General features: G+C 57.1%; 7 protein-coding genes and 1 pseudogene. 4 read left to right on the plus strand and 4 right to left on the minus strand.

The genetic code is table 11. From position 1 onward, the window contains the following. Positions 1-7: 7 nt before the first annotated feature. The 4 genes from BN1123_RS07600 to BN1123_RS07615 are packed head-to-tail and all read right to left on the minus strand — an operon-like array spanning position 8 to position 4,567. On the minus strand, positions 8-1,684 hold the full coding sequence (locus BN1123_RS07600; protein ID WP_042026204.1) for a methyl-accepting chemotaxis protein: 1,677 nt from the start codon (positions 1,682-1,684) through the stop codon (positions 8-10). Between the two features lie 25 nt (positions 1,685-1,709). Then, entirely contained in the window at positions 1,710-3,881 is a 2,172-nt protein-coding gene (locus BN1123_RS07605; protein ID WP_224212374.1) for a chemotaxis protein CheA, read from the minus strand. Beyond that, complete coding sequence (locus BN1123_RS07610) at positions 3,865-4,185, minus strand: STAS domain-containing protein (protein WP_042026205.1); 321 nt, start codon at positions 4,183-4,185, stop codon at positions 3,865-3,867. The genes BN1123_RS07605 and BN1123_RS07610 overlap by 17 nt, the downstream gene beginning before the upstream one ends. 13 nt (positions 4,186-4,198) lie before the next feature. Then, a complete protein-coding gene (locus BN1123_RS07615; RefSeq protein WP_042026474.1) occupies positions 4,199-4,567 on the minus strand; it encodes a response regulator in 369 nt (122 codons plus the stop codon). Between the two features lie 223 nt (positions 4,568-4,790). Between BN1123_RS07615 and BN1123_RS07620 the strand changes: the two genes are divergently transcribed. The 4 genes and pseudogenes from BN1123_RS07620 to BN1123_RS22015 all read left to right on the plus strand — a co-directional run. Further along, the gene (locus BN1123_RS07620; RefSeq protein ID WP_026457458.1) at positions 4,791-5,054 is read left to right on the plus strand and encodes a type B 50S ribosomal protein L31; all 264 of its coding nucleotides are present in this window, start codon (positions 4,791-4,793) and stop codon (positions 5,052-5,054) included. Position 5,055: 1 nt separating this feature from the next. Beyond that, the gene (gene ykgO, locus BN1123_RS20800; RefSeq protein ID WP_082037492.1) at positions 5,056-5,181 is read left to right on the plus strand and encodes a type B 50S ribosomal protein L36; all 126 of its coding nucleotides are present in this window, start codon (positions 5,056-5,058) and stop codon (positions 5,179-5,181) included. 137 nt (positions 5,182-5,318) lie between these two features. Beyond that, positions 5,319-7,487 (plus strand): bifunctional 23S rRNA (guanine(2069)-N(7))-methyltransferase RlmK/23S rRNA (guanine(2445)-N(2))-methyltransferase RlmL, encoded by a 2,169-nt coding sequence (gene rlmKL / locus BN1123_RS07625; RefSeq protein WP_042026206.1) that lies wholly within the window; start codon positions 5,319-5,321, stop codon positions 7,485-7,487. Next, positions 7,487-7,557, plus strand: a pseudogene (locus BN1123_RS22015) (glutaredoxin family protein); the annotation flags it as partial. The gene rlmKL and the pseudogene BN1123_RS22015, both read left to right, overlap by 1 nt.

A 7,557-nucleotide genomic window follows, 5' to 3' on the forward strand; every position in this document is an offset into this window, starting at 1 on the left:
TGGACTCCTAGTAGTTGGTGAACTTGCCATCTTCTGGTTCGCGATCCTGCATCGCTTCATGAAAGTGCGTCAGATCCAGCGGGTTCACTTTGCGGCTCATCCGGCCAGGTGCATGGTAAGTGCCGTGCAAGGGATAGCTTGGCTGACGGTAACCGCTTCGCAAGATAAATTGTTGCATCAATTCTTGCAGTTGCTGGGCCGTTGCACTGAGCTCCTCCGAAGTGGAACTCAGTTCTTCGGCGGAGGCTGCCGACGCCTGCATGCCATCGCTTATCTGGGTGACGGCGATATTGATCTGGGAGACGTTGGCCCGCTGCTCGCGAGAGGCGGAGGCGATCTCCTGCACCAGGGTGGCGGTCTGCTCGATACCGGGCAACATTTCGCGCAGCAGGATCCCCGCCTGCTCGGCCACACCGACCGAACGGCTGGCCAATTCCCCGATCTCCTTGGCCGCGTTTTGCGAGCGCTCGGCCAGCTTGCGCACTTCAGCCGCGACGGTAGCAAATCCTTTGCCGTGCTCACCGGCCCGGGCTGCTTCAATGGCGGCATTGATGGCCAGCAAGTCGGTCTTGTTGGCGATGTCGTTGATCACCGTAATACGCGAGGCAATCTCTTTCATGGCATGCACCATTTCGCCTACCGCCCGGCCGCTTTCGGTAGCGCTGCTGGCCGCCTTGGTGGAGATGTTCTCTGTCACCTTGGCGTTGTCGGCATTCTGGCTCACCGTTGCTGTCATCTCTTCGACGGAGGCACTGGTTTGCTCCACGCTGGAAGCAAGTTCCGATGAGGTCTGGGAAAGGGAGTTTGCCGTGGCGGAGACCTGTTCGGAGGCTGATCCTATGGCCTGTGACATGGCACCCACTTCGCTGAGGGTATCGGAGAGGCGATGGGCCATGCTCTTGATGGCGTAGAGCAGGCTGCTGGTATCATCGGGGCTTAATTTGACCGGGGTTGAGAGATCGCCCTCAGCCACCCTGGCAACAATTTGCACCGTGTAAGAGGGGTCACCGCCGAGCTGGCGCAAGATACTGCGAGTGACCAGCAGTGCCAAGGCCAGACAAACCAGGAGTGCCGTCCCTGAAATCGCGATGAGTAGCTTGAGATTGTCATGATAGCCACTGCGGCTCTCTTTGAGTGCACGGGAGGCAAGCTCTGAATTGATCTCCACTAGTTTGGTCAGCAAGGTATCAACGTCATCGAATGCGGGACGACCTTTATCGCTCATCAATCGCAATGCATCCCGCTCTGCCTGTCCATCCGTATTGGAAAGTTGGGCCAGTCGAAGAACATCGGCCGCATACCTCTTGTACGTCGTCCATGTTGCATTGAAGTGGGAGAGCTGTTCGACTTCCTGCGGGTCGAGTTTGCTTTTGCGATACTGAACCATGGAATCCTGCATTGCCTGTTCGAATTTGTTTAAGTTGGCCAATGCCTCTTCTTTTGATTCGGTATCAATCTCTCCAAAGTAACGATAGAGCGCGCGGTTGTGGTAAATCGCATATCTTCTGGCGTTGGCAAGATCCTTGATAGGCAACAACCGGTCTGCATACATGCCGTCGATCAGGTGCATCATGGTGTTGGTGGTGTTGTAACTGATGGCGCTCAATCCCACCAACAACAACATCAGGGTGGAAAAGGACAGCACCAGTTTTGTTCTGACCTGCAAGTTGTGGAACCAGTCCATGGTATTGACTCCCTAACGTAGATACTCAATGCCTGATGTTTAACAAGGCGTCATTGTGTTGATGAATGACTTGATGTTCTCTGCGTCTGGCCAATCCGACCAGTTGCGGGACATCCAGAATGAGAGCCGGTTGGCCATTACCCAAAATGGTGGAGCCGCTGACATAACGCAGAGATTTGAACAGCTCGCCCAGCGGTTTGATCACGGCCTGTACTTCCCCGATCAGCCGATCCACCACGATACCGGCTCGGTTGTCCGCATAGTCGACCATCACCACAAATTCGGGCTCGCTTGCCGGTGCGAGGCCAAACAGCTCGCGCAGCACGATAAAGGGGACCCACTGTCCGCGGATATTGAGCTGTCGTGCCGGGGTTGCGAGGGCATCCGATGGCAATTCGATGCACTCGACCATCATGTCCAGCGGGATCACCAGTGACGAGTGAGCCACTTCGATACGAAAACCGTCGATGATGGCCAGCGTCAATGGCAGCCTCAGGCGAAACGTGGTGCCTGCCCCTGGCTGGCTTTCGATACTGATCTCTCCACGCAGGGACTCCAGATTGCGTTTGACCACATCCAGACCGACACCACGGCCCGAGATATCGCTGATGCCGGATGCCGTCGAAAAACCGGGTTGAAACAGGAACTGGAATATCTCCTGTTCGCTCAATGCGCTGCCTTCCTGAAGCATGCCCAGGGTCTGCGCCTTGGCCAGTATCTTGTTGCGATCGATGCCGCGACCATCGTCACTGACCTCCACGACAACGGCGCCGGCATCGTGAAACGCGTTCAGGGTGATCACCCCCCGGGGCGCTTTGCCGGCACTGAGACGGTTTTCTTCTGCTTCGATGCCATGGTCGGCGGCATTGCGCACCAGATGCATCAGTGGGTCGGTCAGCTTCTCCACCATGGATTTATCGATATTGGTCTCCGCATTGTTGATGCGCAGGGCGAGTTCCTTGCCGGTTTGCTGGGAGAGCTCATGCACCAGGCGCGGGAAGCGGTTGAATATTTCATTGATGGGGACCATGCGCAGGGCAAGGGCATCATCCCTGATCCCCTCGACCAGGGTGTTGACGGTGGCTACCGACTCGATCAACTCGGGCAAACCTGACTGTTTGGCCTCCAGCGTCGTGCTGGAGGTGGCGATCACCAGTTCGCCTACCCGGTTGATCAAGCGGTCCAGTTTGGCGGCTTCAATGCGGATGTAATGCCCTTCACCGCGCAGAGGTTGCGGTTTGGCTACGGCAGGTGCTTCGGCAAGCGGCTGGTTGTCGCTTGCCGTGGAGGCAAGGGAGGTGTCAGGGCCGGGCTGCACCGCCATTGGCGGTGTCTGGAGAGGCAGGCCATCCGAGATGGCAATCACCTCTTCACGGGTCAGGGCATCGGCTGCTTCCCAGCGCGCCAGCTGGTTTTCGAGGGGTTCATTGCGCCACTTGGCCAGCCGCTCCCCCTCTTTGGCAAATGCCGCCAGATCCTGATGGGGCGTTAACAGGGCAATGATGCTGGCATGGGCTACGAAATCGAAGGTGCTGCGTATGCGTTCGGGGGACTCGGCACTGCGCAGGCCAATCTCGTAACCCAGGAAGCACTCGGTCGGATCGAGCAGCTGCAAGGGGGGCCACTCATGCCAGACTGGCTCAATGAAGTCGATTTGTCCGAGATTGCCGAGATAGCGGATAAATGCCAGCAGATCGAACCCATCCTGATAGAGAGCCGGGTAGAAGCGCAGGGAGAGATGCCATCTGCGCAAGTCTTGCTCTGCCGCCGCAATCGGGGCGGGCAGAGTAGGTGGTTCGGTAGGCAGGTTCTGATGTCCCTGCAATTGGGAAAGCAGTGCTAGGATCTGCTGGGTTTCGTTCTGTGGCAGCTCGGGATTGTGTTCGGCCCCTTGTAGCAGGTCGCGCAGCTGGTCATTACAAGCAAGTAGCAGGTTGATGAGATGTTCATCCAGCCTGAGCTCGCCGCTGCGCAAACGCGTCAACATGTTCTCCATGGCATGGGTGAAGCGAACCAGCATGGTCATCCCCAGCATGCCCGCCGATCCCTTTATGGTATGGGCGGCGCGAAACATCAGGTTGTAGGTATCCGCATTATCCGGATAGGTTTGTCGATCGAGCAGGGCATGTTCAAGGTTGTCACACTGCTCATAGGCCTCTTCAAAAAACAGGGCTCGCGCCTTATTGACATCCATCATCGGTCTCCGCAATGTTCAGCAAGGGCAGAAAGCCAAGCTGCTTCAAGACCAATTGCGCCAGACTCTCTTCTGCCAATCTTATCTGCAGTTGCTTGCCTTGCTGGTGGGCCTCCTGTTGCAGCAATCCGATCAGCTGGGCACCGCATCCATCCAGCTCTTCCAGTTGACTCAGATCCAGCATGGAAGAGGTAAAATTGAGCATGCTGAACAAGTCGTCTTGCAGGTCCTCCAGCGTCATGATGGTGAGTTCACCGGTCAAGGTGGCCAGCGGAGGGGTGTGCAGGATATCAAGTTCGAAGCTCATGCCTTCTTCCCTTTCATGGTTGCACCACCTTGTAGATGTGATCGAGCAACGCCAGTGGTTCAAATGGCTTGGTCAACCAGATCCTGGCGCCAGCCTCGAATCCTTCCTGGCGTATTTGCGGCGAGTTTTCCGTTGTCAGCATGATGAAGGGGAGGTAGCGAGTTGCCTCTTGTGCCTTGACCTGTCGGAGCAGAGTCATGCCATCCATGCCAGGCATGTTGAGATCCGAAATGATGAGGTGCACACGCTGCTGCTCAAGGCGAGTCATCGCCTCGTGACCATCATCGGCCTCAAGCACAGAAAATCCGGCGTTTTCCAGTGTCATGGTGATGGTTGCCCTGATGCTTGCTGAGTCATCCACCACGAGGACGGTTTTGGTCATAGGCATATCTGCTCTTTCATGATGAAGGTATTGATTTGCGACTTAATAATTGTTGTTCAATAACCCTGAGCCGGTGATTTTTTAATGTGATAGCACCAGTGTTTTTAGTTGTATTCGGTTTGTTGTCGCCATGCCTGGTGAATGGATGATGTGTTTCGCGTTCCTGTTGAAATGAGATTAAGTCTCACTTATGATTTGTTATAACGTAACAAAAGGAGCGGTAATGAAACCTCACATCCATCCCCCATATCGTCAGGTACTGTTTCACGACACAGCGGCTGATGCCTTCTTTCTGGTAGGTTCGACCATCAAGAGCGACCGTCGCTACGTCTGGAAAGATGGCAAGGAGTACCCTTATGTCGCGCTCGATGTCTCCAGCCAGTCCCACTCTTTCTACACCGGCAAGCAGAAGCAGGTCTCGGCAGAGGGCAGCGTCGCCAGGTTCAACAAGCGCTTTGGCGCTTTCGCCGGCAAGAAGGAGTCCTGACATGCAGGTCGTTTGTTCATTGAAATCTGCGCGAGCGCGCCATCCCGATTGCCAGCTGGTCCGTCGGCGGGGCAAGTTGTTCGTCATTTGCAAAAGCAATCCTCGCTTCAAGGCTTGCATGAAGTGATGCCCTCATAACCTTGGGCCCCTGATCCCATTTCGAGTGGACAGGGGTCTTCTCGGTTTTCAAATGGCCATTTTCCCGTCTTCCATCCCGCTGTTTTTCCCGACTTTTACATGCTCCAGGCCGCTCTATGAGGTATAATGCGGCACTATTTTTATGGGTTTCCCGTGAGCGTGATGAAAGAATTTTTTGCAACCTGCCCCAAGGGGCTGGAAAACCTGTTGGCCGACGAGCTGACCAATCTGGGCGCAGAGCAGGTCCGCGAGACCGTGGCCGGCGTCCACTTCAAAGGCGAACTGGCGGTTGGCTACAAGGCCTGCCTTTGGAGCCGTTTTGCCTCCCGCATTGTGCTGGTGCTCTCCGAATTCCAGATGAATGACGATCTGGATCTCTATCTGGGTGCCCATACCATTCCCTGGGAAGAGCACTTCTCCGGCACCGCCACCATAGCGGTGGATTTCACCGGTACTAATGCTTCCATTCGTAATACCCAGTACGGTGCGCTCAAGATCAAGGACGCCATCGTCGATCGCTTTACCAAGCGCGGCCATGTGCGCCCGGACGTGGACAAGAAATCCCCCGACATTCGCATCATGGCGCATCTGGGCAAGGGCAAGGCCAATATCACGCTGGACTTGTCGGGCCCGGCGCTGCACCAGCGTTTCTATCGTCAGGGCACCGGTGAGGCACCGCTCAAAGAGAACCTGGCCGCGGCCATGATCACCCGTAGCGGCTGGGCCGGCGAGCCCATGATGGACCCCATGTGCGGCTCCGGTACCCTGCTCATTGAAGCGGCCTTTATCGCCGCCGACATGGCACCGGCCCTGCGCCGCGAGCGTTTCGGTTTCGATCGCTGGCTGCAGCATGACAGCGAACTGTGGCAGAGCCTGATGATGGAAGCGCAAGTGCGAGCCAAGCGTGGCATGCAGCGCTGCGAGACCAAGCTGTTTGGTTGCGATGCCGACTCCCGCGTGCTGCTCAAAGCCCGTGACAACGCCAAAGCCGCCGGTGTGGCCCACCTCATTACCTTCAAACAGGCTGATGTCACTGCCCTTGAAAATCCGTTGCCCATGGCCGCGGAAGGGGAGACCCGTCAGGTCGGTATGCTCATCTCCAACCCGCCTTATGGTGAGCGCCTCGGTGAGTTCCCGGCGCTGCTGGAAGTGCATCAAGCCCTTGGCGATGCCCTGCGTCGCAGCTTCCAGGGGTGGAAAGTCTCGATCCTTTCCGCATCCCCCGAGCTCTTGAGCTGCCTGCGCCTACGTGCCGACAAGCAATATCGCCTGTTCAACGGCGCGCTCGAGTGTCAGCTGCGCAACTACCAGATCGCGCTGGACTCGGTGGCTTCCCAGAAAGAGGTGGCCCAGGACTTTGCCAACCGCCTGCGCAAAAACCTGAAAACCCTCGAGAAGTGGGCGAAGAAAGAGAACCTCGACTGCTACCGTCTGTATGACGCCGATCTGCCGGAGTACAACGCCGCCATCGACCGCTATCAGGACTATCTGGTAGTGCAAGAATATGCGGCGCCCAAGGACATTCCCGCCCAGAAGACCCGTCAGCGTCTGCTCGACATGGTTCAGGCAGCCATCAAGGTGACCGGCATGGACGGCGAGAAGGTGATCCTGAAGGTGCGCGAGCGTCAGGAGGGCAAGCAGCAGTACCAGAAACTCGGTGAAGAGCAACATCGGATGGAGGTGCAGGAGTACGGTGCACGCCTCTGGGTCAACCTCTACGACTATCTGGATACCGGTCTGTTCCTCGATCACCGTCAGACCCGCCGCATGCTGGGCGAGATGGCCCGTGGCAAGCGCTTCCTGAACCTCTTTGCCTACACCGGCAGTGCCACCGTGCACGCGGGTTTGGGCGGCGCCAGCGAAACCACCACAGTGGATATGTCGCGCACCTACCTGAACTGGGCGCAGGACAACATGCGTCTGAACTCGCTGGTGGGCCGCGAGCACAAGTTCGTGCAGGCCGACTGCCTGAAATGGCTCTCCGAGGCGGATGAACAGTTCGATCTCATCTTTATCGATCCGCCCACCTTCTCCAACTCCAAGCGGATGGACGAGAGTTTCGATGTGCAGCGTGACCACCTGCTGCTGATGCAGCACCTCAAACGCCTGCTGGCCGCCGATGGCACCCTGGTCTTCTCCAACAACAAGCGCCACTTCAAGATGGACCTGGCCGGTCTCGAGGCCATCGGCCTCAAGGCCCAGAATATCACCGGCAAGACCCGGCCGAAGGATTTCGAGCGCAACCAGCATATCCACAACTGCTGGATCATCACCCATGCCGAGGCGCAAGGCTGATGCTGACCCTGTTTCACACCGACGGCTGCCACCTGTGCGAACAGGCTTGGGCGCTGGTGGAGCAGGCGGG

The organism is Aeromonas enteropelogenes (assembly GCF_000819845.1).
Lineage (GTDB): Bacteria > Pseudomonadota > Gammaproteobacteria > Enterobacterales > Aeromonadaceae > Aeromonas > Aeromonas enteropelogenes.

What these genes read in the sequence shown, in the direction of transcription:
- BN1123_RS07600 (WP_042026204.1), bottom strand. Translation starts at nt 1,684, where the DNA reads ATGGACTGGTTCCACAACTTGCAGGTCAGAACAAAACTGGTGCTGTCC.
- BN1123_RS07605 (WP_224212374.1), bottom strand. Translation starts at nt 3,881, where the DNA reads ATGATGGATGTCAATAAGGCGCGAGCCCTGTTTTTTGAAGAGGCCTAT.
- BN1123_RS07610 (WP_042026205.1), bottom strand. Translation starts at nt 4,185, where the DNA reads ATGAGCTTCGAACTTGATATCCTGCACACCCCTCCGCTGGCCACCTTG.
- BN1123_RS07615 (WP_042026474.1), bottom strand. Translation starts at nt 4,567, where the DNA reads ATGACCAAAACCGTCCTCGTGGTGGATGACTCAGCAAGCATCAGGGCA.
- BN1123_RS07620 (WP_026457458.1), top strand. Translation starts at nt 4,791, where the DNA reads ATGAAACCTCACATCCATCCCCCATATCGTCAGGTACTGTTTCACGAC.
- ykgO (WP_082037492.1), top strand. Translation starts at nt 5,056, where the DNA reads ATGCAGGTCGTTTGTTCATTGAAATCTGCGCGAGCGCGCCATCCCGAT.
- rlmKL (WP_042026206.1), top strand. Translation starts at nt 5,319, where the DNA reads ATGCGGCACTATTTTTATGGGTTTCCCGTGAGCGTGATGAAAGAATTT.